Raw genomic sequence first — 25657 nt, 5'->3', positions numbered from 1 at the left:
GAGAGAAGCCTATGTTTGGAAAAGGCGGTCTGGGTAACCTGATGAAACAGGCCCAGCAGATGCAAGAAAAAATGCAGAAAATGCAGGAAGAGATCGCACAGCTGGAAGTGACCGGCGAATCAGGCGCGGGCCTGGTAAAAGTAACCATTAACGGCGCGCATAACTGCCGTCGCGTGGAGATCGATCCGAGCCTGCTCGAAGACGACAAAGAGATGCTGGAAGATCTGGTCGCCGCTGCATTTAACGATGCTGCGCGCCGTATCGATGAGACCCAGAAAGAGAAAATGGCTTCTGTTTCCTCCGGCATGTCTCTGCCGCCAGGCTTTAAGATGCCGTTCTGATGCAGACCAGTCCGCTGTTAACGCAGCTTATGGAAGCACTGCGCTGCCTGCCGGGCGTTGGCCCGAAGTCGGCGCAGCGCATGGCGTTTACGCTGTTGCAGCGCGATCGCAGCGGCGGTATGCGGCTGGCGCAGGCGCTCACCCGGGCGATGTCGGAAATCGGCCACTGCGCCGATTGCCGTACCTTTACCGAGCAGGAAGTGTGCAATATATGCAGCAACCCGCGGCGCCAGGAAAACGGTCAAATCTGTGTGGTGGAAAGCCCGGCGGATATTTATGCCATCGAGCAAACCGGGCAGTTCTCGGGGCGCTACTTTGTGCTGATGGGGCATCTGTCGCCGCTGGACGGTATCGGGCCGGATGATATCGGTCTCGACCGGCTTGAGCAGCGCCTGGCCGCAGAAAAGATCCAGGAAGTGATCCTCGCCACCAACCCGACGGTGGAAGGTGAGGCAACGGCTAACTATATTGCGGAGCTTTGCGCGCAATATGGTGTGGAAGCCAGCCGCATCGCGCACGGCGTGCCGGTGGGCGGTGAGCTGGAGATGGTTGACGGCACCACGCTGTCGCATTCGCTGGCCGGTCGCCACAAGATTCGTTTTTAACCAAACGGAGGCAGAAATTTTTGCCTCCGCTTGAAAATTCTCGCCCCTGTCCCCACTTCCCCCTCAACGCACTTTTTACCTTGTAAATGGCATTGTTGAGGTTTTCCCAATGAAAGGACAAGAAACTCGCGGTTTTCAGTCTGAAGTTAAACAGCTTCTGCACCTGATGATCCATTCTCTCTATTCGAACAAAGAAATCTTCCTGCGTGAGCTGATCTCCAACGCCTCGGATGCGGCGGACAAACTGCGTTTCCGCGCACTGTCCAACCCGGATCTCTACGAGGGCGACGGTGAACTCCATGTCCGCGTCTCTTTCGACAAAGAGAAGCGTACGCTGACCATCGCCGATAACGGTATTGGTATGACCCGCGATGAAGTTATCGATCATCTGGGCACCATCGCTAAGTCCGGCACCAAAGCGTTTCTCGAATCAATGGGCTCCGATCAGGCTAAAGATAGCCAGTTGATTGGTCAGTTCGGTGTCGGTTTCTACTCGGCGTTTATCGTCGCGGATAAAGTGACTGTGCGTACCCGCGCGGCGGGCGAGAGCGCAGAAAACGGCGTGTTCTGGGAATCTGAAGGCGCAGGCGAATACACCGTCGCCGATATCACCAAAGCCGATCGCGGGACGGAAATCACGCTGCATCTGCGTGAAGGGGAAGATGATTTCCTCAATGACTGGCGCGTACGTTCCATTATCAGCAAATATTCCGACCATATCGCTCTGCCGGTAGAGATCGAAAAACAGGAAGAGAAAGACGGCGAAACCGTGGTTTCCTGGGAGAAGATCAACAAAGCGCAGGCGCTGTGGACGCGCAACAAGTCTGAAATCAAAGACGACGAATACAACGAGTTCTACAAGCATATCGCCCACGACTTTACCGATCCGCTGACCTGGAGCCACAACCGCGTGGAAGGGAAGCAGGAGTACACCAGCCTGCTTTATATCCCGTCGCAGGCGCCGTGGGATCTGTGGAACCGCGATCATAAACATGGCCTGAAACTCTACGTGCAGCGTGTGTTTATCATGGACGAAGCCGAACAGTTCATGCCGAACTACCTGCGCTTTGTTCGTGGCCTGGTGGATTCCAGCGATCTGCCGCTCAACGTTTCGCGCGAAATTCTGCAGGACAGCAGCGTCACGCGTAATCTGCGTACCGCGCTGACCAAACGCGTGCTGCAAATGCTCGATAAACTGGCGAAAGATGACGCAGAAAAATACCAGACGTTCTGGCAGCAGTTCGGCCTGGTGCTGAAAGAAGGGGCTGGCGAAGACAGCGCCAACCTGGAAGCGATTGCCAAATTGCTGCGCTTTGCCTCCACGCACAATGACTCTTCTGCGCAGACCGTGTCGCTGGAAGAGTATGTATCACGCATGAAAGAAGGTCAGGAGAAGATCTACTTCATCACCGCTGATAGCTACGCTGCGGCGAAGAGCAGCCCGCATCTGGAACTGCTGCGTAAGAAAGGTATCGAAGTGCTGCTGCTTTCCGATCGTATCGACGAATGGATGATGAGCTACCTGACAGAATTCGACGGCAAACCGTTCCAGTCCGTGGCGAAAGCTGATGCGTCGCTGGAAAAACTGGCCGACGAAGTGGACGAAAGTGCGAAAGAGGCGGAAAAAGCGCTCGAACCGTTTGTTGAGCGCGTAAAAACCCTGCTTGGCGATCGTGTGAAAGAGGTGCGCCTGACCCATCGTCTGACCGAAACGCCAGCGGTGGTTGTAACCGATGCCGACGAGATGAGCACGCAGATGGCGAAACTGTTCGCGGCTGCCGGTCAGAATGCGCCGGAAGTAAAATACATCTTTGAACTGAACCCGGATCACGCGCTGGTGAAACGCGCTGCGGAAACCGAGGATGAGAGCCAGTTCAGCCAGTGGGTTGAGCTGTTGCTCGATCAGGCGCTGTTTGCCGAACGCGGTACGCTGGAAGATCCGAACCAGTTCATCCGCCGTATGAATCAACTGCTGATTGCCTAAGTTTCTGTTTTTAGTCTGACCTTACCCCTCTCGTTTCACGCGAGAGGGGTACTCGCCAAAGTAATCTCTCTCATTAACCGTTTCAGCCAGCCCGGCTTCCTTGAGCGATACTCGTTCTGGTGGTATCTTTTAACGCTTTTGAAAAATTGAACCAACTTTTGAGGGGATTTTCGCAATGCGTATTATTCTGCTTGGCGCTCCGGGCGCGGGTAAAGGAACTCAGGCTCAGTTCATCATGGAGAAATACGGTATTCCGCAAATCTCTACTGGTGACATGCTGCGCGCGGCTGTTAAATCTGGCAGCGAACTGGGTAAACAGGCGAAAGACATCATGGACGCGGGCAAACTGGTGACCGACGAGCTGGTTATCGCGCTGGTGAAAGAGCGTATCGCCCAGGAAGATTGCCGTAATGGTTTCCTGCTGGACGGCTTCCCGCGTACCATTCCGCAAGCGGATGCCATGAAAGACGCCGGCATCGCCGTGGATTACGTACTGGAATTCGATGTTCCGGACGAGCTGATCGTTGACCGTATCGTAGGTCGTCGCGTACACGCCGCTTCCGGCCGCGTTTATCACATCAAATTCAATCCGCCGAAAGTCGAAGGCAAAGACGACGTGACCGGCGAAGAGCTGACCACGCGTAAAGACGATCAGGAAGAGACCGTGCGTAAACGTCTGGTGGAATACCATCAGATGACCGCGCCGCTGATCGGCTACTACCAGAAAGAAGCGCAGGCGGGTAACACCAAATACGCTAAAGTAGACGGCACCAAAGCCGTTGCTGATGTACGCGCAGAGCTGGAAAAAATCCTCGGCTAAACGCGTTTCCTCACCCGGAGCCCTCCGGGTGAGAATATTTCTCATCTCACCTTTCGCTGCAATTGGTTCCGTTTAAACGCTTTTACGCTACAATTACCAACCATTCAAAAGGTTAAGAGGCGTGAATGAGTCAGGCGAAAACCGGCATCCTGCTTGCCAATCTTGGCACCCCCGATGCACCCACTCCGGCAGCTGTAAAACGTTATCTGCGGCAGTTTTTAAGCGACAGACGCGTTGTTGATACGTCGCGCTTGCTGTGGTGGCCGCTATTACGCGGTGTGATCCTGCCGATTCGTTCACCGCGCGTGGCAAAACTCTACCAGTCGGTCTGGATGGAAGAAGGTTCGCCGCTGATGGTTTACAGCCGCAGGCAGCAGCGGGCGCTGGCGGCGCGGTTGCCGGACGTTCCCGTGGCGCTCGGCATGAGCTACGGTTCGCCGTCGCTGGAAAGCGCCGTGGATGCCCTGCTGGAACAGGACGTTGACCATATTGTGGTGCTCTCGCTCTATCCGCAATACTCCTGCTCAACGGTGGCGGCAGTATGGGACGAGCTGGCGCGAATTCTGGCGAAGAAACGCCATATTCCCGGCATCTCCTTTATCCGCGATTATGCCGACGATGCGGATTACATCTTTGCGCTGGCGAACAGCGTGCGCGCCTCTTTTGCAAAGCACGGAGAGCCGGATCTGCTGCTGCTCTCTTATCACGGCATTCCACAGCGTTACGCGGCGGAAGGGGACGACTACCCGCAGCGCTGCCGTGATACCACGCGTGAACTGGTTTCGGCACTCGATCTGCCGCCGGAAAAAGTGATGATGACCTTCCAGTCGCGCTTTGGCCGCGAACCGTGGCTGACACCGTACACCGATGAAACGCTGAAAATGCTGGGCGAGAAAGGGGTGAAACATATTCAGGTGATGTCGCCAGGTTTTGCTGCAGATTGCCTGGAGACACTGGAGGAGATCGCGGTGCAAAACCGTGAGTTTTTCCTCGAGGCGGGCGGCAAGAAGTATGAATACATACCAGCGCTGAATGATTCGCCAGAGCATATCGAAATGATGGTCAACCTGACGGCCAAATATCGCTGATCGTGCGCCGGGCTGAGAATGTGTTAACATTCACAGCCCGTATGTTCAGCGCTTATTACAACCCATGAAATTTCCCGGTAAACGTAAATCCAAACACTATTTTCCCGTTAATGCCCGCGATCCGTTATTGCAACAAATCCAGCCAGAAAATGAAGTTGGCACCTGCTGGGTGGTCGGTATTGATCAGACGCTGGTGGATATCGAGGCGAAAGTGGACGATGCGTTTATCGTGCGTTATGGCCTGAGCGCCGGGCATTCGCTGGTGATCGCCGATGACGTGGCCGAAGCGTTATACCAGGAGCTGGTAAGCAACGATCTGATCACTCACCAGTTTGCAGGCGGCACCATCGGTAACACCATGCATAACTATTCGGTGCTGGCCGATGACCGCTCGGTGCTGCTCGGCGTGATGTGCGACAACGTGAAAATCGGCAGCTATGCCTACCGTTATTTGTGCAATACCTCCAGCCGTACCGATCTGAACTATCTGCAAGGTGTGGATGGCGCGATTGGCCGTTGCTTTACGTTAATCAGCGACAGCGGCGAACGGACGTTTGCCATCAGCCCCGGGCAGATGAACCAGCTTCGCCCGGAGAGCATCCCGGAATCGGTGATTGCGGGCGCGTCTGCGCTGGTGCTCTCTTCATATCTGGTGCGTTGCAATCCCGGCGAGCCGATGCCGGATGCCACTCTGCAAGCCGTAGCCTATGCCAAAAAGCATAATGTGCCGGTGGTGCTGACGCTGGGCACCAAATATGTGATTGCCGATAATCCGCAGTGGTGGCGCGATTTTCTCAAAGAGAACGTCTCGATTCTGGCGATGAACGAAGAGGAAGCCCACGCACTGACCGATGAAAGCGACCCGTTGCTGGCTGCCGATAAGGCGCTGGATTGGGTGGATCTGGTGCTCTGCACCGCCGGGCCAGTTGGTCTGTATATGGCCGGTTTTACCGAAGAGGAAGCGAAGCGCAAAACCCAGCATCCGCTGCTGCCGGGAGCGATTGCCGAGTTCAACCAGTATGAGTTCAGCCGGGCGATACGCCATAAAGATTGCCAGAACCCGCTGCGTATCTACTCGCACATTGCTCCCTACATGGGCGGGCCGGAGAAGATCATGAACACCAATGGTGCGGGAGATGGCGCACTGGCGGCGTTGCTGCACGACATTACGGCGAACAATTACCACCGCACTAATGTGCCGAATTCCAGCAAACATAAATTCAATTGGTTGACCTATTCGTCGCTGGCGCAGGTATGCAAATACGCCAACCGCGTGAGCTATCAGGTGCTGAACCAGCATTCGCCGCGCTTAACCCGTGGCTTGCCGGAGCGGGAAGACAGCCTCGAAGAGGCGTACTGGGAGCGTTGATTTCGCGGGTTTCGCCGGATGGCGGCGTTGCTTTATCCGGCCGACAAAACCGGTATTGATATGCAGGCCCGGTAAGCGAAACACCACCGGGCATTCAGACTCGCAGGCCGGATAAGCGTAGCGCCATCCGGCAATTAAAGCGGTTGGTTTACCCCGTCACGGCTTCTTCAACCGGCGGTTTCTCCAGTAGCCTCAGCATGGTATTGGCGATTTCGCGTTCGCCCATCACCACCTGGTTGGCGCCACGTTCGGTAATGTAATCCACTTCGTCGTCATAATGCGCACGGGCAATAATTTCAATGTCCGGGCATTTCTCACGTGCCGTCGCGACAATCTCCCCGGCTTCGTAACCATTCGGAATGGTCAGCAGCAGCCAGCGGGCGCAGTCGAGATGCGCCAGATTCATGATCTCTTCATTGGCGGCATTGCCCAGTACGGCGCGGATCCCGCGCTCGCGCAACTCATCCACCCGCGTGCGCGAGGTTTCAATCACCACCAGCGGAATGCCCTGCGCCATCAGCTTTTCGCCCAGCAGGCTACCGACGCGGCCAAACCCAACCAGCAGCGCATGGTTGCAGATATCCACCGGGATCTGCTTCTCTTCTTCGATGGCTTCTTCCAGCGTTTGCTCTTCCAGCGTCTCGGTCTTGTCGAGGTACTTCTCCAGCAGCGTAAATAGCACCGGGTTGAGCATAATCGACAGGATCGCCCCCGCCAGCACCAGATTTTGCCCGGCCTGCGGCAGCAGCCCCAGCGACATCCCCAGACCCGCCAGAATAAAGGCAAATTCACCAATCTGTGCCAGGCTGGCGGCAATGGTCAGCGCGGTACGCGGCGAGTGGCCGAACAGGCGCACAAGGAAGAAGGCGGCCACCGATTTACCGAAAATGATGATCGCCAGCGTGCCGAGCACCGCCAGCGGCTGTTCGATCAGAACCATTGGGTCGAACAACATGCCGACGGAGACAAAGAACAGCACCGCAAACGCGTCGCGCAGCGGCAGAGTGTCGTGCGCAGCCCGGTGGCTGAGCTCGGATTCGTTCAGCACCATACCGGCGAAGAACGCGCCAAGAGCAAAGGAGACATCAAACAGCTCGACGGCGCCAAAGGCGATGCCGAGCGCCAGTGCCAGCACGGAGAGGGTAAACAGCTCGCGCGAACCGGTTGCGGCGCTACGCGCCATGATCCACGGCACCAGACGGCGGCCAACCAGCATCATAATGGCGATAAAGGCCACCACTTTACCGATAGTGATGCCCATATCCAGCGCCAGCGATGCCAGCCCGGCGTTGCCTTTTTCCATCATCCCGGCGACGGCAGGCAGCAGCACCAGTGTCAGCACCATCACCAGATCTTCAACAATCAGCCAGCCGATGGCGATTTGCCCGCGCTGGCTGTCGATAAGCTGCCGCTCCTCAAGCGCGCGCAGCAACACCACCGTACTGGCGGTGGAAAGACATAACCCAAAGACGATACCGGTCATAAGAGACCAGCCAAGCAATGCGGAAAGCGCCATACCCAGCAGCGTTGCGACGGCAATTTGCGCTATCGCTCCGGGAATGGCGATCGACTTTACCGCCATCAAATCCTTTAAAGAGAAGTGCAACCCAACGCCGAACATCAGCAGAATCACGCCTAATTCCGCCAGTTCGGGTGCCAGTTGAGTATCAGCGACAAAGCCCGGCGTAAATGGCCCGGACAGCACACCCGCTAACAAGTAGCCCACCAGAGGAGAAATTCGCAATTTATTGGCAAGCATGCCGAGAATAAAGGCCAGTACAAGGCCGCCGACAATGGTGGTGATAAGCGGTGTGGCGTGATGCATTCCGTCTCCTTTCGTTGATGCGTGGATCCCACGGTCGATGACCGTTAACTGAGTTACAGTTTATGACAATTTTCACCGGTATGTTTATGAATAATTGTTGAATTATGAATAAAACAGCAATTTGGCAGAAAAAAAGGCGCAATAGGGTCATCCGTAACAGAAATCGCACGGCAGATGAGGAGAGGCAATAGAAAGCAGCGGCCAAAGAAGGATTTTGACCGCAGGGAAATCAATGTTGTGGGCGGTTATCGGGCAGGAATATCGTCAGAATCCCGAGTAACGGCAGGAAAGCACATATTTTGTAGACCAAATCGATGCTGGTGTGGTCGGCAACCAGCCCCAGCACCGCAGCGCCAAGCCCGCCCATACCGAAGGCGAAACCAAAAAACAGCCCGGAAACCATGCCAATACGCCCTGGCAACAGCTCCTGAGCGTAGACCAGAATGGCGGAGAAAGCCGATGCAAGAATAAAACCAATTATCACCGTCAAAATTCCGGTCCAGAAGAGAGATGCATAAGGTAAAACCAGAGTGAAAGGGGCAACGCCGAGGATAGACCCCCAAATGACATACTTTCTGCCGATCTTATCGCCCAAAGGCCCGCCGATAACGGTGCCCGCGGCAACCGCAAACAGGAAGATAAACAGATGTATCTGCGCGTTTTGCACGGATAAATCAAACTTATGCATCAGATAAAAGGTGAAATAGCTGCTGATACTCGCCATATAGAAGTATTTAGAGAAAATCAGAATCAGCAGAATGCAGACCGCCAGCACCACTTTATTGCGTGGCAGCGGATTATTCACCACAGCTATCTTTTTCCCTTTATTCACGCGGTGCTGGGCTGCATACCAGCGGCTCACCTGCAGCAGCACGATGATCGCCAGCAGAGCGGCCAACACAAACCAGGCGACGTTGCCTTTACCGTAAGGCGCAATGATCGCCGCCGCCAGCAACGGGCCGAGCGAAGCGCCAAAATTGCCACCAACCTGAAAAATGGATTGCGCCAGCCCGTGACGGCCGCCGGAAGCCATGCGCGCCACGCGCGAAGATTCCGGGTGGAACACCGAAGAACCGGTGCCGACCAGCGCGGCGGCAATCAGCACCGTTGTAAAATTACCCGCCAGCGCCAGTAGCACCAGTCCGCTGAGGGTAAAACACATACCCATCGGCAGCGACCACGGCATCGGATGTTTATCCGTCCAGTAACCGACCACCGGTTGCAGCAGCGAGGAGGCGACCTGGAAGGTGAGGGTGATAAACCCAATCTGCACAAATGACAGGGAAAAATCGGCCTGCAATAGCGGGTAAATCGCCAGCAGCAGCGACTGGATCATATCGTTAAGCAGGTGCGAAAGGCTGATAGCGCCAAGAATACCGAACGAGGTGCGTGCGACCGGAGGAGTCTGCGACGTTTCACTGATTGCCATAAATACCACGTATGTTTTGTCAGAAGAGGAAAGAAGAACGGTAATTGTTATCTGCCTAACATTACCTGCGTGGATGCTTTGAAGGAAGTCGCAATGCTGAAAACATATTTGTCTATTATTGTTCAGCATTGTAATTTCGGGTTTTTATCAATGGGTCAGGGAGAGAAGCATGAATTGGCTACCAAAGCGCGCCGCGTTGGCGCTGCTGGCAACGATGGGCATGGCAAGCTGGCAGGTGCAGGCATACGAGCAGGACAAAACTTATAACGTCACCATCTTGCATACCAACGATCACCACGGCCACTTCTGGCGCAGTGATTACGGCGAATATGGGCTGTCGGCGCAAAAGACGCTGGTGGATGGCATTCGTAAAGAAGTGGCGGCCGAGGGTGGCAGCGTACTGCTGCTCTCCGGCGGCGATATCAATACTGGCGTACCCGAATCCGATTTACAGGATGCTGAACCAGATTTTCGCGGCATGAACCTGATTGGTTATGACGCCATGGCTGTCGGCAACCATGAATTCGATAATCCGCTCAGCGTCCTGCGTCAGCAGGAGAAGTGGGCGAAGTTCCCGTTCCTGTCCGCCAATATTTACCAAAAAAGCACTGGCGAACGTCTGTTTAAGCCGTGGATGATCTTTAATCGCCAGGGGCTAAAGATTGCCGTGATCGGCTTAACCACCGATGACACTGCCAAAATCGGCAGCCCGGAGTTTTTCACCGATATCGAATTCCGTAAGCCTGCTGAAGAAGCGAAGCTGGTGATTCAGGAACTTCAGCAGAACGAAAAACCAGACGTGATCATCGCCACCACTCATATGGGCCATTACGACAATGGCGAGCACGGCTCGAATGCGCCGGGCGATGTGGAGATGGCGCGCAGCCTGCCGAAAGGGGCGCTGGCGATGATTGTGGGTGGTCACTCACAAGATCCTGTGTGCATGGCTTCCGAGAACAAAAAGCAGGTCGATTACGTGCCCGGAACGCCGTGTGCGCCCGATCAGCAGAACGGTATCTGGATTGTGCAGGCCCATGAATGGGGTAAATACGTTGGTCGCGCCGATTTCCAGTTCCGCAACGGAGAGATGAAACTGGTGCGCTATCAGCTGATTCCGGTCAACCTGAAGAAGAAAGTCACCTACGATAACGGCAAAAGTGAGCGCGTACTCTACACACCGGAAATTGCTGAAAACCCGCAGATGTTGTCGCTGCTGACGCCATTCCAGAACAAAGGCAAAGCGCAACTGGAGGTGAAAATCGGTAACACCACCGGTCATCTGGAAGGGGATCGCAGTAAAGTCCGTTTTGTGCAAACCAACCTGGCGCGGGTGATTCTGGCTGCGCAAATGGCGCGCACTGGCGCGGATCTGGCGGTGATGAGCGGCGGCGGCGTGCGTGACTCCATTGAAGCGGGCGACATCACCTATAAAGATGTGCTGAAAGTGCAGCCGTTTGGCAATACGCTGGTTTACGCAACGCTGACCGGCAAAGAGCTGACGGATTATCTCACTGCTGTGGCGCAGATGAAGCCGGATTCCGGCGCCTATCCGCAGTTTGCTAACGTCAGTTTTGTCGCGAAAGACGGCAAGCTCAACGATCTGAAGATCAAGGGTGAACCGGTTGATGCAGCGAAAACATACCGCCTGGCAACGCTAAGTTTCAATGCCACCGGCGGTGATGGTTATCCGCGTCTTGATAATAAAGCGGGCTATGTGAATACCGGTTTTATCGATGCTGAAGTGCTAAAAGAGTTTATTCAGAAAAACTCGCCGCTGGATGCGGCTGCTTTCGAACCGAAAGGGGAAGTGAGCTGGCAGTAACCAGCTCATAAGCGTTAATCGCGGCGGGCGATATCGGCAAATTTCGCGTCCAGCATTTTTGCCAGATCGCTCGCCGCCAGTTCAATATCCAGCCCGCGTTTGCCGCCGGAAACGTAAATCGAGGCGAATTCCTGCGCCGGTGCGTCAATCAACGTCGGCAGGCGCTTTTTCTGCCCCAGCGGGCTGATGCCACCCACCAGATACCCGGTGCTGCGCTGTGCGACCATCGGATCGGCCATATCCACTTTTTTTGCCCCCAGCGCTTTGGCGACCTTTTTCAAATCCAGTTGACCGGCGACCGGCGTAACCGCTACGGCCAGATGTTTCATATCGCCGTTAATCGCTACCAGCAGCGTTTTATAGACCTGATCGGCATTCAGCCCCAGCTTGCGTACCACTTCATCGCCAAAATTGGTTTCGTTGGGATCGTGATCGTAAGTATGCACCTGAAAAGAGATGTTGTTTTTTTCGAGTAATTTCACGGCGGGAGTCATAGCAAATCCTTCTTACCACAGTCATTTCACGCCATAAGCATACGCCTGTGTGCCTCAACAAAAATAGTACCATCTTGCGCTATTGCGCCATCCGTTGTTGCAGCAGTGCCGGAAGATTGCCATCGCCATAGAGATGAAGCGCGCCGGCTGCCACCACATAACGTCCCGGAGGCAGCGCAAACAAGCGATCGCACCACGCTTCATTACGCTGATGCATCAGAACATCATGCAGCGGCTGGCTGAAGGTTGACGGTAAGCTGAGCTGTTCTGCAGCAGGCGGCGTTTCCAGCCACCAGCTCATCATCACCTGTAACAGGCGCGCATTTTCATGCCAGTGCGTTAAGGTGTCCTGTAGCAGTTCAATGCCGTCATCGGGTAACTGGCGCAGGATATCCAGTTGGCTGGTGGTGCCTTCCAGTTCCAGCACGCTGACCTGATGCTGCTGGGCCTCCTGCAACAGTTGATAATCGACGCCATACTCCGGGCGCAGCCCCAACCGTTGAGCCTGGGTAGCCTGCAGCACCAGCGCGATATGCCAGGCGGGGCGCTGTTCAAACTCCTCGCGCGACAGCGAAAGGGTTTGCAGTGTCTGCTCAAGCTGGCGCAGAAGTTGTGGATTCAGGCGCTCTTCAAGCGGCGTTGCGGGAGGAAGGTTTTCAAAAGGGGAATCGGAACCGGCAATATCCGCTTCGACGATCAGCGCATCGGCATGACGCAGTTTTTGCAGCAGCAATTCCGGCAGCGGCGACATGCCATAGGTGCCCATATGAATACTGCCGACCAGGTGCAGATGCTGGCCGCCGGGCAGCGTGATATCCATTGCTGGCCAGCGGTAGCGGCGCACACGAAGCGCGAGAAAGAAGTTTTTCAATCGTTGAAACAGAGTCATACGCGCTTTCCGGGTGAAAAATCCCATGCTAACGCGGCAGGCTGCAAGGTGCAAACCCCGCCGCCTGAACGGCGGGGTAACATTGGCTGGTTACTGGTGAGGTTTAAAACGCAGCAGACGGTTGGCGTTGCTGACCACCGTAATGGAGGAGAGCGCCATTGCCGCACCCGCCACAACCGGGTTGAGCAGGGTGCCGGTCAGCGGCCAGAGAATTCCGGCAGCAATCGGAATACCCAGCGAGTTATAAACAAACGCCCCCAGCAGGTTTTGCTTCATATTGCGCAGCGTCGCTTTGGCAATCGCCAGCGCATCAGCGACGCCCAGCAAACTATGGCGCATCAACGTAATCGCGGCAGTTTCAATGGCAACATCACTGCCGCCGCCCATGGCGATCCCGACGTCGGCCTGCGCCAGTGCCGGCGCGTCGTTTATTCCATCACCCACCATCGCCACCTGGCGACCCTGCTGTTGCAGGTTTTTGATCGCCTCGGCTTTGCCATCAGGCAGAACGCCGGCAATCACCTCATCAATCCCGGCCTCTTTGGCAATCGCGTTGGCCGTAATGGGGTTATCACCGGTAAGCATCACCAGGCGATAACCGGCGCGGTGCAAGCGTTGCAGGGCTTCCACGCTGTCATCGCGCAGCGGATCGCGAATAGCGAACAGCGCCGTGGCGACGCCTTCCACCGCCAGTAGCACTGGTGTTGCTCCAAGGCTGGCCTGAGCGGCTATCTCATCGTCAAGCGCGCGGGTATCCACCTTCTGCTCTGCCAGCAGAGCCTGATTGCCGAGCAATACAGTGCGTCCATCGACAATACCGCTGACGCCCAGCCCGCGTAACGTGCGGAATTGATTCACCGTCGGCAGCGCATCGCTGCCCGCTTTTTCCACGATCGCCCGCGCCAGCGGGTGGCTGGAACCTTGCTCCAGCGCCGCCGCCAGACGCAGCGCCGCCGAATCGTCGCCATTCAGCGTTTTCACGCTGACCACTTCCGGCTTGCCACGCGTCAGGGTACCGGTTTTATCAAACACGATCGTATCCAGCGTACTGGCGCGTTGCAGAGCATCGGCATCGCGCACCAGCACGCCAAATTCCGCAGCGCGACCGACGCCGGAGATAATCGACATCGGCGTTGCCAGCCCCAGCGCACACGGGCAGGCAATAATCAGCACGGTGGTGGCGATCACCAGCGTATAAACGATTTGCGGCGCAGGACCCGCGAAGTACCAGATTGCGCCGCTGAGCAGGGCGATAGCGACCACCACCGGCACAAATACCGCCGAAATACGGTCGGCCAGTTGACCAATTTCCGGCTTGCTGCTTTGCGCCTGACGCACCATCCGGATGATGCGCGAAAGGGTGGTGTGGCTACCGACCGCGCTGGCGGTAAACAGGACGCTACCGTCCTGCACCACCGTCCCGGCGTGAATGCTTTCGCCGATACTTTTTTCCTGCGGCACGGGTTCGCCGGTCAGCATCGCTTCATCGAACCAGGCTTCGCCCTGGCTGATTTCGCCATCTACCGGCACGCGATCGCCGGTGGTAAGACGCAATGTCATTCCCGGCTGTACTTCTGCCAGTGGCAGATTTTTTTCGCCGTCGTCAGTAACGACCCGCGCCGTTGGCGGTGTTAAATCCAGTAAGCGTTCCAGCGCTTTTGATGAACGCTGGCGGGCGCGGGCTTCCAGCATATGGCCGAGATTTATCAGGCCGATAATCATCGCGCTCGCTTCGTAATACAGATGGCGGGCTTCCATTGGGAACCACTGCGGCCAGATATTAACACTCATCGAATAGAGCCAGGCGGCACCGGTTCCCAGCGCCACCAGCGTATCCATGGTAGCGGCACCGTTACGCAGGCTTTTCCACGCGCTGGAGTAGAAGTGCCCACCGGCGACAATCATCACCGCCAGGGTAATCAGGCCGATAAACAGCCACAGGGCGCGATTGCTGTCGGTGACCATCATATTGTCACCCACCATGCCCCAGACCATGATGGGTACGCCGACCACCAGCGCGACAATCGCCTGCCAGCGGAAGCGCTTCATGGTGGCGAGCGCGGTTTCCTGCTGGCGCTCGCGGCGCTTAATATCATCTTCTATGGCTTCAGCGCCGTAGCCCGCTTGCTCTACGGCACTGACTAATTCAGCGGCGGGCGCGCTACCCATGACTAACGCAGTGCGCTCCGCCAGATTGACCCGTGCCTGCGTCACGCCCGGTACGGCCTGCAAGGCTTTTTGTACCCGGGAAACACAACTGGCGCAGCTCATGCCGTTGATCAACAGCTGTTGGCTGTCATCAAGGTCGCTGGCTGCCGGAAGCTCAGGGGTGGCCGCTGTCAGTGCTTCCGACGGGAGTGATGACTCTGTCAGCGGTTTAGCCTTTGGGTGGCTTAAGCTCGCGCCGTATCCGGCTTCTTTAATGGTCGCGATCAGCGCATCAGCGCTGGCGCTGCCAGTGACTTCGGCACGTTCAATGGTCACGTCCGCCTGTTCAACATCGGGGCGTTTTTCCAGGCTCTCTTTGACGCGTTTAACGCAATGGCCGCAGGAGAGGCCATCCAGGTTTAGTTCTATGGTATGAGACATGGTAAATCTCCTTGGTTGTGGTGCTTCAATACTGAGTGAAGTGAAGCTTAAACCTTCCATCAAGGGGAAGGTCAAGGCCTTATATTCACGATGATGGCATTAGCGGTTTATAAACAACAAACCCCGCATCGGGCGGGGTTTGTTGATTGTCAGCGAGCCGAACTCAACCGTATTTACGGGCAAATTCCTGATCGGAGTTGCACAGATAAATAATAAATTCGACGAAAGAGATGATCGCCGGAATAAAGGTCCAGCAAAACAGAAGATAAAGGATCCCCTGTCCTGGTTTCCCTAAATAAAACTTGTGTGCACCAAAACCACCTAAGAAGAAGGCGAACAACGCAGCGGAAATTCGGCTTTTCTTCCCGGCAATATTTTGTGGCGCGCCGCAATGCGGGCAGGCCACCGCTTCTTTATGTATTTCCTTTCCGCAACCACGGCAAAACGCCATATCACTCATAAACACTCCTGTGTGTAAATCATTTATCATTCTTTGAAACATCCGGCCACATGTTATAGCGAAGCGGCAAGGTGGGTAAATAAAAAATATATTAGTTACATGGATATATTTGGTTGATTACATGTTTGCGATTTATATTATAAATCAGAGGTTCGGCAGCAAGGTGAAAAAATGAATATCAGCGATGTGGCAAAAAAAACCGGTTTAACCAGCAAAGCGATTCGTTTTTATGAAGAGAAAGGGCTGGTGACGCCGCCGCTACGCAGCGAGAACGGCTACCGTAGTTACAGCCAGCAGCATCTGAACGAACTGACGCTGCTGCGTCAGGCGCGGCAGGTTGGGTTTAACCTTGAAGAGTGCGGCGAACTGGTGACGTTGTTCAACGATCCGGCCCGCCACAGCGCCGATGTGAAAGCGCGGACATTACAAAAAGTGGCGGAGATTGAGCGTCATATTAAGGAATTACAGGTAATGCGCACGCAACTGTTGGCGCTGGCGGATTCCTGCCCAGGCGATGACAGCGCCGAGTGCCCGATTATTGATAACCTTTCCGGCTGTTGCCATCACGCGAAAGGGTGAGCACTATTCGCTCACGGCTTTAACCCGCAGCGTAATGCCTTCCACGGCAATCACTTCGACGCGCGTGCCGGCGGCGAGATCGTCATCGGCGCTGACCGGCCATGAACTGTCGCCGACGCGCATATGACCACGCCCATTAACCAGAGCGTTATCTAACTGAAAGCGGCGTCCCATCAGTTGTTGCCCGCGCAGATTAAGCGAGGCATCGGCGGGTTTCTGCTGTTTCACCCGGCTGCTCAGCCATTTCCACCATAGCCAGGCGGCCAGCAGGGTGAGCAGGGCAAACAGCACCCCTTGCCACTCCCAACTGAAAGGAATGATCCACGCCAGCAAACCGGTGATCACTGCCGCCACGCCGCTCCACAATAAATAGCCGTTACCGCCGAGCATTTCGGCGGCGAGCAGCAATCCGCCCAGCACCAGCCAGGCGAGATGGGTGTGTTCGAGCAGCAGCGCGATCATCGTTTAGTCCGCTCGCTGGAGCTGTCTTTGATAAGCTCAGCGATCCCGGCAATCGAACCCATCAGGCTGCTGGCATCCAGCGGCATCATCACGACTTTGCTGTTATTCGCCGAGCCGATCTGTTGCAGCGCTTCGGTGTATTTCTGCGCCACAAAGTGGTTCACCGCCTGAATATCCCCGGCGGCAATGGCTTCAGAAACCATCTGCGTTGCGCGGGCCTCCGCTTCGGCAGAACGTTCGCGCGCTTCTGCTTGCAGGAATGCCGATTGACGATCGCCTTCCGCTTTCAAAATCTGCGACTGTTTTTCCCCTTCGGCTTTGAGGATTTCCGCCTGGCGAATCCCTTCTGCTTCAAGGATATAAGCGCGTTTGGTACGTTCGGCTTTCATCTGCGCATTCATCGAGGCAATCAGTTCTGCCGGTGGGCGAACATCGCGGATCTCAATACGGGTTACCTTCACGCCCCACGGATTGGTGGCTTCATCGACAATGTGCAGCAGGCGTGTGTTGATGCTGTCGCGCTGCGAGAGCATTTCGTCCAGCTCCATCGAGCCGAGCACCGTACGAATGTTGGTCATCGTCAGGTTGATGATTGCCTGTTCCAGATTGCTGACTTCATAAGCGGCGCGCGGCGCATCAATTACCTGAATAAAACAGACCGCATCGATGGTGACGTTGGCGTTATCTTTCGAGATAACTTCCTGCGAGGGGATATCGAGAACCTGCTCCATCATATTGATTTTACGACCAATACGATCCATAAACGGCACCACCAGGCTCAGGCCCGGCTGCAGGGTTCGGGTAAAGCGGCCAAAGCGTTCCACCGTCCACTGGAAACCTTGCGGTACGATTTTGACGCCGGAAATAACCACCACCAGCGCGACAAAGATAAGAACCAGAATGACGATTGGCATCAAAAAAACCTCCTGTTTAATTTGATGCCATCTTAGCCCGATTTGGCGATCAAAACAGCACGATCGCCAAATTTAGCGGGGGAATTAGTAAAGCAGGGAGTAAAGCTGGCGGCGGTATTTCGAGGCCAGCGCGTCGCCGGTTCCCAGCGCGGCAAGAATCTCTTGCAGCATTTTACGCGCTTCGCCGTCGGCGGCACTGAGATCTTTACGCAGATGGCTGAACAGCAGCTCCAGCGCTTCTTCGTTGCGCCCGACCTGGTGCAGTTGCAGCGCGAGTTGCGTGGCCAGCAGCGCGTCCTGCGGATTGTCGGCAACCTGTTTTTGTAACTGCTGGATCTCCGGCGTATCGGCGGCTTTTTTCAGCAGTTCAATCTGCGCAACCAGCCCCTGATAGCGGGTATCCTGATCCTGTAACGGGATGGTTTTCAGCACGTTCTCGGCTTCATCCGCGCGGTTCAATACAATCAGCGTTTCCGCCAGTAGCAGGCCGATTTCGCTGTTTTGCTGCGAAAGCTGCCAGGCCTCTTTCAGCAGCGGCAACGCTTCGCCGTGCTTGCCTTCCTGCATCAGTTGCATCGCCTGTTGCGCTTTCAGTTCCTCTTCACGCGGCAGGACTTTATCCAGCAATGCGCGGATGGCTTCTTCCGGCTGCGGCCCCTGGAAACCATCAACCGGCTGGCCGTTCTGGAACAGGTAGACGGTAGGAATGGCGCGCAGACCAAACTGCGACGCCACCATTTGCTCAGCGTCGCAATCGACTTTCGCCAGAATAAACTGTCCGTTGTACTGCGCGGCCAGGCTTTCCAGCACCGGTGTCAGTTGCTGGCAGTGCTGGCTACGATCGGACCAGAAATAGAACAGCACCGGCGTGGCCATCGACTGCTCAAGCACCTGTTGCAGGTTCACTTCGGTAATATTGACAATATTCTGTACGGACATAGGAAATTCTCTGTTTTTTAACTCATTGTTCTTACATGGGGGAGGATATTGCGCCTTCAACTCACCCCCGCAAAATTTTATCCATCATGCGCCCAGGCAGCAGGCGTTTCAGCAGGCTCACCGCCCAGGTCACCAGCGTAACCGGATAGCGCATTTTGGGATGCGCGCTTTCAAAAGCATGGCGCACTTTTGCCACTACCGCCTCTGGGCCAAGGGTAAAACGTGCCGCAATGCCGGGGTTTTCCACGGGTTTTTCGCGCTGCGTCTGATTAACGTTGTCGGTAAAACGGGTACGGATAGGGCCTGGCTCAATCAGGCTGACTTTGACACCGCTGTGGCGTAGCTCCATTCGCAAAGCGTCGGACCAGGCTTCAAGCGCATACTTGCTGGCGGCATAGGCACCGCGGCCGGGCGTAGAGATAAGCCCCATCACTGATGAGGTCATCACAATGCGGCCTTCGCCGTGCGGTGTCATGGCGGGCAGCAGGCGCATCGTCAGTTGGTGGGTGCCGAAAAAGTTACTGGAGAACTGCTGTTCTAACTGCTGGCGGCTGATGGTTTCCAGCGAGCCGTAAACGCCGTAACCCGCATTATTGAAGAGACCATACAGGCGGTTGTTGGTCAGAGCGATCACTTCATCGGCGGCGCGTTCGACGCTCGTCGGATCGTCAAGATCCAGCAAAATACCGGTAAAGCCTTCCTGGTTCATGCGGGCGACATCGTCCACTTTGCGGCAGGCAGCCAGTACGCGGAACCCCTGGCGTTTGAGTTCGCGCGCGCTTTCCAGACCGATACCGCTGGAACATCCTGTTATTAAGACCGTTTTTTGCATAACTTTACCTGCGGGGCGTGCCTGAATGCTCAGGAGTCGTGGTTAACTAAAGGAGCCAGTCGCGTCGCCATCCAGTCGGCAATAAACGGCTGGGCATCGCGGTTGGGATGAATACCATCATCCTGCATCCATTGTGGTTTCAGATAGACCTCTTCCATAAAAAAGGGCAGCAGAGGGACATCCAACTCTTTGGCGAGCTTAGGATAAATGGCGCTGAACGCCTCATTATAGCGACGACCGTAGTTGGCGGGCAGCCGAATTTGCATTAACAGCGGTTTTGCATTGGCGGCTTTGATCGCCTGCAATATTTGACGCAGCGTCTGTTCTGTCTGCTGCGGCGCAAAACCGCGCAGGCCATCGTTACCGCCCAGTTCGACCAGTACCCAGTGCGGCTGATGTTCTTTAAGCAGCGCGGGCAGACGCGACAGCCCTTGCTGCGAAGTATCTCCGCTGATGCTGGCGTTCACCACCACCGGCTTCTGCTGCCATTTGTCATTGAGCAGCGCGGGCCAGGCCGCGTTCGCCGCCATGCGGTAACCGGCGCTCAGGCTATCGCCCAGAATCAGCAACGTGTCCGCCGCCGCGGCGCGAAAGGTTAACAAAAGCAACAACAGGAAGGGCAAATGCCAGCGGAAAACATTGTTGAAGTTCATCGTCTTAAGAAGTCCGTCGGTCAGGGGGAGCATGAGCTTTCCATCCTTACCGGAGTTGAGCTTGTTGTCAAACCAGCCGAGACCATCGCCCTGATTGGCGAATCGGGATCCGGTAAATCAACCCTGCTGGCGATCCTCGCCGGGCTGGATGATGGCAGCAGTGGGGAGGTTCATCTGCTGGGTAAGCCGCTGCATGCGATGGATGAAGAGGCGCGAGCGACACTGCGGGCGCAGAATGTGGGTTTTGTTTTTCAGTCGTTTATGTTGATCCCCACGCTTAATGCTCTGGAAAACGTAGAGTTACCCGCCCTGCTGCGCGGAGAAAACGGCGGCCAAAGCCGCGGCAGCGCTAAAGCCCTGCTGGAAGAGCTGGGGCTGGGCAAGCGCCTCGATCACCTGCCTGCGCAACTTTCTGGCGGCGAGCAGCAGCGAGTGGCGCTGGCGCGCGCCTTTAACGGTCGTCCGGCCGTGCTGTTTGCCGATGAACCCACCGGTAACCTCGATCGACAGACCGGCGACAAAATCGCCGACCTGCTGTTTTCCATGAATCAGCAGCACGGCACAACATTAATTCTGGTGACGCATGATTCGCAGCTGGCGGCGCGCTGCAACCGGCGCTTACGTCTGGTTAATGGCGAACTGCGGGAGGAAGCATGATTGCCCGCTGGTTCTGGCGTGAATGGCGCTCGCCCTCGCTGCTGATTGTCTGGATGGCGCTCAGCCTTTCTGTCGCTTGCGTGCTGGCGCTCGGCAACATCAGCGATCGGATGGAAAAAGGGCTGAGTCAGCAGAGCCGCGACTTTATGGCTGGCGATCGGGCGCTGCGCAGTTCCCGCGAAATCCCTGCAGCATGGCTGGATGAGGCGCGCAAACTCGGCCTGAAAGTGAACGAGCAAATCAGCTTTAACACCATGACCTTCGCCGGAGATACGCCGCAACTGGCGGATGTGAAAGCGGTCGACGATCTTTACCCGCTTTATGGCGAGCTGCAAACCCGTCCGGCCGGGCTGAAGCCGCAGGCGGGCAGCGTATTGCTGGCGCCACGGCTGATGGCGCTGCTCAATTTGAAGGTTGGCGATACGATCGATGTTGGCGATGCAACGTTACATATCGCCGGTGAAGTGGTTCAAGAACCGGATTCCGGTTTCAACCCCTTCCAGATGGCGCCGCGCCTGCTGATGAATACGGCGGATGTGGCGAAGACCGGCGCCGTACAGCCGGGGAGCCGGGTAAGCTGGCGCGCAAAATTTGCGGGTACGCCCGCACAGATCGACGCCTACGAAAAGTGGCTGCTGCCGCAGCTAAAACCGGAGCATCGCTGGTACGGGATGGAACAGGATGAAGGGGCGCTCGGTAAATCGCTTCAGCGTTCGCAGCAGTTTCTGCTGCTTTCGGCACTGCTAACCCTGCTGCTGGCAGTGGCTGCGGTGGCCGTGGCGATGGCGCACTACTGTCGCAGCCGTTACGATCTGGTGGCGGTGCTGAAAACCCTTGGCGCCGGGCGCGCGCAACTGCGCAAGCTGATTGTTGGACAGTGGCTATTGGTGCTGGCGCTGGCAGTGGTGACGGGCGGCGTACTGGGGTTGGCTTTTGAAAGCGTGTTGATGGTATTGCTCAAACCGGTGCTTCCCGCTGCGCTGCCGCCTGCCAGCTTGTGGCCGTGGCTGTGGGCTGTTGGCGCGGTGGTGGTGATTTCGCTGCTGGTGGGATTACGTCCTTATCGCTTGCTGTTAGCCACGCAGCCGTTGCGCGTATTGCGCCGCGATGCGGTGGCGAACGTCTGGCCGCTGAAGTTCTATATTCCTGTCATCTGCGCCGTGGCGATTTCGCTGCTGGCCTGGCTGATGGGCGGCAGTATGCTGCTGTGGTCGGTGCTGGCGGGGGCCGTAGTGCTCGCGTTGTTATGCGGTGTGGTCGGCTGGCTGCTGCTCAGTGTTTTAAAACGGCTGACCCTGAAAGCGCTACCGCTGCGTCTGGCGGTGAATCGCCTGTTGCGCCAACCGTGGTCAACCTTGAGTCAACTGTCGGCATTTTCCCTCTCTTTTATGTTGCTGGCGATGCTGCTGGTACTGCGCGGCGATCTGCTGGATCGCTGGCAGCAGCAGTTGCCGCCGGAAAGCCCAAACTATTTCCTGATCAATATCGCGCCGGAGCAGGTGGCGCCGATGAAGGCGTTCCTGGCTGAACATCATGTGCGCCCGGAATCGTTCTATCCGATTGTGCGGGCCAGGATGACGCAGATTAACGGTCAATCCACCGAGGGAAATCAGGATGAAGCACTGAACCGTGAACTGAATCTTACCTGGCTGCAGCAGAGACCGGAGCATAATCCGATCACCGCAGGAAGCTGGCCGCCAAAATCGGGTGAAGTTTCTGTCGAAGAGGGGCTGGCAGAACGGCTTGGTTTGAAGCTGGGCGACAGCGTAACCTTTATGGGCGATACGCAGGAGTTCAGCGCCAGAATCAGCAGTTTGCGTAAAGTTGACTGGGAAAGCATGCGCCCTAATTTCTTCTTTATCTTCCCGCAAGGGGCGCTGGATGGTCAGCCGCAAAGCTGGCTGACCAGCTTCCGCTGGGAAAATGGTAACAGCATGTTGACTCAGCTTAACCGGGAATTCCCCACCGTCAGCCTGCTGGATATTGGCGCAATTTTAAAACAGGTCGGCCAGGTGCTGGAGCAGGTAAGCCGGGCGCTGGAAGTGATGGTGGTGCTGGTCACTGCCTGCGGTCTGTTGCTGCTACTGGCACAGGTTCAGGTAGGCATGCGTCAGCGTCACCAGGAACTGGTGGTTTATCGCACACTGGGCGCGGGGAAGCGGCTGTTACGCGCCACGTTATGGTGCGAATTTGCCTTACTGGGCGCAGTCTCCGGGCTGGTGGCGGCCATCGGCGCAGAAACGGCGCTGGCCGTACTGCAAACCCGGGTGTTTGATTTTCCCTGGCAGCCTGACTGGCGGCTGTGGATCACCCTGCCGCTGTGTGGCGCGCTGCTGCTCTCCGTCTGTGGTGGTTGGCTTGGTGCGCGTCTGCTCAAGGGCAAAGCACTGTTTCGTCAATTCAGCAGTTAATCATTTCTCAATAACTTCTTAACGAAAAACACACCATTAATTCTAATGGTGTGTTTCCATTTCAAAGTGTAAATGCTTGGTTTCAAAGTATTTAGTAGCACAAAAAATCAAAAAATCCCCAACAGACGCGAACTTTTAGACGTTAGTATCTCGCCGCTAGTAATTACTAGTGGCGTCTATCCATCAAGGAAAAACCATGAAAATAAAAACAACCGCCCTGGCGACAGCCATTGGCGCAGCAGTGGCATTAACATCTTTCGCAACTCAGGCGGAAATCACCCTTCTTAAACAGGATCCACAGGCCGGCGATCCGCTGAGCCGTCTGAACTTCACCGTTGGCGGTTCTATCCGTCCGCAGTTCGATAATGCGATGGGCAATAGCGACAAAGGCTCGTACAAACGTAACGGTTATGACGGCGGTACCCGCTTCCGTTTCGCGTCGGACTACTACCTGTTTGATGATATTAGCTGGATTAACTATTACGAACTGGGTGTGAACATTCCGGCGCTGTTCGACTGGGATAGTCACTACGCAGCAGGTTCCAACAACACCACCCGCCGTATGCTATACACCGGTCTGAAAAGCAAAACCTGGGGTACGATGACCTTTGGTCAGCAGAACAGCATTTACTACGATGTGGTGGGTGCGAAAACCGATATCTGGGATTACGACATGAAAGCCCAGGCCCCGGGCAACGGTATCAAAGGTGATTACGACGGTTCTTACCGTTCACGCAAGATGCTGAAATACAAAAACACCTTTGGTGATTTTGATCTCTATGCCGCCTACCTGTTCTCCGATAGCGAACTGCTGCTGAAAAACAGCAGCATCCGTTACAAACGTAATGGCGGCGGTTCACTGGGTGTGGATTACCACCTGGCCAAAAACCTGACCTGGGGTACGGCGTGGAACTACACCAAAGCCAACGTGCGTAACAGCAGCACTGGCGATACTGACTCTTACAGCCAGAACATCTATGGTACAGCGCTGAGCTGGACGCCGGATAACTGGACCTTCTCCTTCGGCGGCGGCTGGTACGAAAACTTCCTGACTACCGGTCAGAAAAATGTTCACGACTACTTCGCGGGCGACGCGTGGGGTATTGAATATTTTGCCGGTTACAAAATCCCGGTGGGGCAGTACGCGCTTAAATATGTACAGCCGTACGTGATGGGTGACCGTCTGCAATACACCACTGGCCGCGACTATCAGCGTATCGACAACGGCGTCGGTGTGACCTTCCAGTTGGATTACGGTTTCCGTGTCGATTACGAACACGTATTCACCAGCAGCAGCGACAAGTCTCTGGCTGATATGAACATTGTTCGTCTGCGTTACGACTTCTGATAAGTCAGGCGCTGCCGGGTTTAGTGCTTAGTTTAAATCCGGCAATGCTTAGCAATAAAAAGCATAACGAAACGGCGTATTACCCGTGAAAAGTGGGGCTTTTCGTTATGCTTCATCACCTTATCCTGAAAATATCTCCCCACCATTCAGTGACATAGTTCACAGCATAGTGAATTTTTTTCAATTACCGCTGGGCCGCGTTTGTGCCATCTTATCTTCCAGCCTTATTCACAGGGTGAAAATGGAACGCGGCGCATTGCACGTCGCGCCACACAGCATCTCAACTCATTAGGGAGAATTTATGGGACGTCGTCTCAGCTTACGCGCTACCTTCGGCGCACTACTTCTGGTATGTGGTTTACCTTTTGCTCACGCCAGCAGCGATCCGCACACTATTGTCTTTGGCGTGGCGCCTGGCCCATACGGCGATATGGTGAAGCTGGCGATCGCGCCGTCGCTGAAAGAGAAGGGCTATAAAGTTGTCGTACGTGAATTCAGCGATTATGTGCAACCCAACATGGCGCTGGCGAACGGCAGTATTGATGCGAACCTGTTTCAACACAGCCTCTATTTTGACAAATTCACGGCGGATAAAGGGCTGAAGTTAAGCAAACTGATCAGCGTACCGACGGCGGGAATGGGGTTTTACTCCCGTAAAATCAAAAGCCTGGATGAGCTGAAAAAGGGCGATATTGTCACGCTTTCCAACGATCCGACCAACCTGGCACGCGGGCTGCGTTTCCTGCAATCGCTGGATCTGATCACCATCAAAGAGTCGATCGATCCGACTAAAGCCTCCGAGCGCGATATCGCCAGCAACCCGAAAGGGCTGGTGTTCAAACCGCTGGAAGCGGCACAACTGCCGCGCACGTTGGATGGGGTAACTGCCTCACTGGTTAACGGTAACTTTGCTATCGCCGCCGGGCTGAAGCTCTCTTCCGCGCTGAAGCAGGAACATCTGGATGAAAATCTGAAAAATATCATTGCGGTACGTACGGAAGATGCCGATAAGCCGTTCGCGAAGGATATTGTTGAAGTGGTGAAATCCCCGGCTTATCGCGCGGTCATTGATGATCCCAACAACGTTTATGGCGCTTTCCAGAAACCCGACTGGATGACGCAAGCGGACAAGAAATAAGTTTCCGGT

23 protein-coding genes are annotated in these 25657 nt (G+C 55.6%); 12 read left to right on the top strand and 11 right to left on the bottom strand.

Translation table 11 applies throughout. The features are described 5' to 3' along the window. Positions 1-11 precede the first annotated feature (11 nt). The 6 genes from AWR26_RS19265 (at position 12) to AWR26_RS19240 (ending at position 6207) form a co-directional block, all read left to right on the top strand. Positions 12-341 (top strand): YbaB/EbfC family nucleoid-associated protein, encoded by a 330-nt coding sequence (locus AWR26_RS19265; protein ID WP_007373594.1) that lies wholly within the window; start codon positions 12-14, stop codon positions 339-341. Then, complete coding sequence (gene recR, locus AWR26_RS19260; protein ID WP_043954570.1) at positions 341-946, top strand: recombination mediator RecR; 606 nt, start codon at positions 341-343, stop codon at positions 944-946. The genes AWR26_RS19265 and recR overlap by 1 nt, the downstream gene beginning before the upstream one ends. A gap of 109 nt (positions 947-1055) precedes the next feature. After that, complete coding sequence (htpG, locus tag AWR26_RS19255; RefSeq protein ID WP_064568141.1) at positions 1056-2930, top strand: molecular chaperone HtpG; 1875 nt, start codon at positions 1056-1058, stop codon at positions 2928-2930. 175 nt (positions 2931-3105) lie between these two features. Further along, positions 3106-3750 (top strand): adenylate kinase, encoded by a 645-nt coding sequence (gene adk / locus AWR26_RS19250; protein WP_064568140.1) that lies wholly within the window; start codon positions 3106-3108, stop codon positions 3748-3750. Positions 3751-3875: 125 nt separating this feature from the next. Continuing rightward, positions 3876-4838 (top strand): ferrochelatase, encoded by a 963-nt coding sequence (gene hemH, locus AWR26_RS19245; protein WP_064568139.1) that lies wholly within the window; start codon positions 3876-3878, stop codon positions 4836-4838. Positions 4839-4902: 64 nt separating this feature from the next. Beyond that, complete coding sequence (locus AWR26_RS19240) at positions 4903-6207, top strand: inosine/guanosine kinase (protein ID WP_064568138.1); 1305 nt, start codon at positions 4903-4905, stop codon at positions 6205-6207. A gap of 148 nt (positions 6208-6355) precedes the next feature. On the opposite strand, the gene ybaL is transcribed toward AWR26_RS19240, so the two are convergent. Next, the gene (gene ybaL / locus AWR26_RS19235; RefSeq protein ID WP_064568137.1) at positions 6356-8032 is read right to left on the bottom strand and encodes a YbaL family putative K(+) efflux transporter; all 1677 of its coding nucleotides are present in this window, start codon (positions 8030-8032) and stop codon (positions 6356-6358) included. Positions 8033-8261: 229 nt separating this feature from the next. Next, positions 8262-9461 (bottom strand): MFS transporter, encoded by a 1200-nt coding sequence (locus AWR26_RS19230; protein WP_064568136.1) that lies wholly within the window; start codon positions 9459-9461, stop codon positions 8262-8264. A gap of 169 nt (positions 9462-9630) precedes the next feature. On the opposite strand from AWR26_RS19230, the gene ushA reads away from it, so the two are divergent. Beyond that, on the top strand, positions 9631-11283 hold the full coding sequence (ushA, locus tag AWR26_RS19225; protein ID WP_064568135.1) for a bifunctional UDP-sugar hydrolase/5'-nucleotidase UshA: 1653 nt from the start codon (positions 9631-9633) through the stop codon (positions 11281-11283). 14 nt (positions 11284-11297) lie between these two features. On the opposite strand, the gene ybaK is transcribed toward ushA, so the two are convergent. The 4 genes from ybaK to AWR26_RS19205 form a co-directional block, all read right to left on the bottom strand. Further along, positions 11298-11777, bottom strand: coding sequence for a Cys-tRNA(Pro)/Cys-tRNA(Cys) deacylase YbaK (ybaK, locus tag AWR26_RS19220; protein ID WP_043954561.1), 480 nt, complete (start codon positions 11775-11777; stop codon positions 11298-11300). A 79-nt stretch (positions 11778-11856) separates the two neighbouring features. After that, entirely contained in the window at positions 11857-12666 is an 810-nt protein-coding gene (locus tag AWR26_RS19215) for a TraB/GumN family protein (RefSeq protein ID WP_064568134.1), read from the bottom strand. 90 nt (positions 12667-12756) lie between these two features. Continuing rightward, complete coding sequence (copA, locus tag AWR26_RS19210) at positions 12757-15255, bottom strand: copper-exporting P-type ATPase CopA (RefSeq protein WP_064568133.1); 2499 nt, start codon at positions 15253-15255, stop codon at positions 12757-12759. A 163-nt stretch (positions 15256-15418) separates the two neighbouring features. Beyond that, positions 15419-15715 (bottom strand): TM2 domain-containing protein, encoded by a 297-nt coding sequence (locus tag AWR26_RS19205; RefSeq protein ID WP_007373606.1) that lies wholly within the window; start codon positions 15713-15715, stop codon positions 15419-15421. A gap of 171 nt (positions 15716-15886) precedes the next feature. On the opposite strand from AWR26_RS19205, the gene cueR reads away from it, so the two are divergent. After that, positions 15887-16294 carry a Cu(I)-responsive transcriptional regulator gene (gene cueR, locus AWR26_RS19200; protein ID WP_043954557.1) on the top strand — a complete coding sequence of 136 codons (408 nt, stop codon included), beginning with the start codon at positions 15887-15889 and terminating at the stop codon, positions 16292-16294. Positions 16295-16297: 3 nt separating this feature from the next. Here the strand turns inward: cueR and AWR26_RS19195 are convergent, their stop codons facing one another. The 5 genes from AWR26_RS19195 to tesA all read right to left on the bottom strand — a co-directional run bounded on the left by AWR26_RS19195 (position 16298) and on the right by tesA (position 20094). After that, on the bottom strand, positions 16298-16756 hold the full coding sequence (locus tag AWR26_RS19195) for an NfeD family protein (protein WP_064568132.1): 459 nt from the start codon (positions 16754-16756) through the stop codon (positions 16298-16300). Further along, positions 16753-17670, bottom strand: coding sequence for an SPFH domain-containing protein (locus AWR26_RS19190; RefSeq protein ID WP_064568131.1), 918 nt, complete (start codon positions 17668-17670; stop codon positions 16753-16755). Before AWR26_RS19190 ends, AWR26_RS19195 begins: the two co-directional genes overlap by 4 nt. Before the next feature lie 84 nt (positions 17671-17754). Continuing rightward, positions 17755-18609, bottom strand: a complete 855-nt coding sequence (locus AWR26_RS19185; protein ID WP_064568130.1) for a co-chaperone YbbN — start codon at positions 18607-18609, stop codon at positions 17755-17757. A 61-nt stretch (positions 18610-18670) separates the two neighbouring features. Further along, entirely contained in the window at positions 18671-19441 is a 771-nt protein-coding gene (locus AWR26_RS19180; RefSeq protein WP_064568129.1) for an SDR family oxidoreductase, read from the bottom strand. 29 nt (positions 19442-19470) lie between these two features. Then, positions 19471-20094 (bottom strand): multifunctional acyl-CoA thioesterase I/protease I/lysophospholipase L1, encoded by a 624-nt coding sequence (gene tesA, locus AWR26_RS19175; protein ID WP_064569065.1) that lies wholly within the window; start codon positions 20092-20094, stop codon positions 19471-19473. Here tesA and ybbA point away from each other — a divergent pair. The 4 genes from ybbA (at position 20065) to AWR26_RS19155 (ending at position 25648) form a co-directional block, all read left to right on the top strand. Next, positions 20065-20751 carry a putative ABC transporter ATP-binding protein YbbA gene (gene ybbA / locus AWR26_RS19170; RefSeq protein ID WP_064569064.1) on the top strand — a complete coding sequence of 229 codons (687 nt, stop codon included), beginning with the start codon at positions 20065-20067 and terminating at the stop codon, positions 20749-20751. The genes tesA and ybbA overlap by 30 nt on opposite strands. Further along, entirely contained in the window at positions 20748-23162 is a 2415-nt protein-coding gene (gene ybbP, locus AWR26_RS19165; protein ID WP_064568128.1) for a putative ABC transporter permease subunit YbbP, read from the top strand. Before ybbA ends, ybbP begins: the two co-directional genes overlap by 4 nt. Positions 23163-23358: 196 nt before the next feature. After that, on the top strand, positions 23359-24510 hold the full coding sequence (locus tag AWR26_RS19160) for a porin (protein ID WP_064568127.1): 1152 nt from the start codon (positions 23359-23361) through the stop codon (positions 24508-24510). Positions 24511-24811: 301 nt separating this feature from the next. Next, positions 24812-25648 (top strand): MetQ/NlpA family ABC transporter substrate-binding protein, encoded by an 837-nt coding sequence (locus tag AWR26_RS19155; RefSeq protein ID WP_064568126.1) that lies wholly within the window; start codon positions 24812-24814, stop codon positions 25646-25648. Positions 25649-25657 lie beyond the last annotated feature (9 nt).

It is taken from the genome of Kosakonia oryzae (assembly GCF_001658025.2).
GTDB lineage: Bacteria > Pseudomonadota > Gammaproteobacteria > Enterobacterales > Enterobacteriaceae > Kosakonia > Kosakonia oryzae.
This window is presented reverse-complemented; position numbering and strand designations above follow the sequence as displayed.